Source organism: Brevibacterium metallidurans (assembly GCF_037101285.1).
Taxonomy (GTDB): Bacteria; Actinomycetota; Actinomycetes; order Actinomycetales; family Brevibacteriaceae; genus Brevibacterium; species Brevibacterium metallidurans.
On record NZ_BAAAAF010000072.1, the window covers coordinates 1 to 536 of the forward strand.

Sequence of the window (536 nt, forward strand, 5' to 3'; positions counted from 1 at the left end):
GATATTAGAGATAACCAAGGTAACCTCATTGCTGCCGCAGGGCAGAAGGGAAATCCTCTTGCTCAATTTCCACAGAAACTGACAATGATCGTTTTTGACCCAATGAATTCTGAGCAGCTGACATGGGCCAAAATACAGTTTCGTCACCGTTTCGGCGAAGGAAAAGTTATGCCCATTTTTACGCGAATCAAACGTGATGATGGCTGGAAGCATTTAGAGGAGTTGCGCGGCCAGTTCTATGGGCAGATGTACAAGATCAACCCTGAAATCATTAGCCGGTTCCTGATTAAGTCCACCCCTACAATCATATCGGTTGAAGGAACCTACTTCAAAGTACAGCAGTTTGCTCAGGCAGATGTACGCGAGTATACGCGTATAAATCAGCAATCAGAAAAAGAGGCGGCTCAATGATACGAAAGTTACTTTTGTCAGCATTCACTGCTGTCATGCTCAGCCTGGCTTTACCAGGAATGGCGATTGGGGCTGAGACGGGTAGCGGAATCTGTCAATCGGCCGGTGTTTGGAAAGGTTTGATT

The 536-nt window shown here is 46.3% G+C and carries 1 pseudogene; it reads left to right on the forward strand.

Going from position 1 to position 536, the window contains the following annotated elements:
• Nucleotides 1–411: pseudogene (locus tag AACX88_RS17580) on the forward strand (hypothetical protein); the annotation flags it as partial.
• Nucleotides 412–536 lie beyond the last annotated feature (125 nt).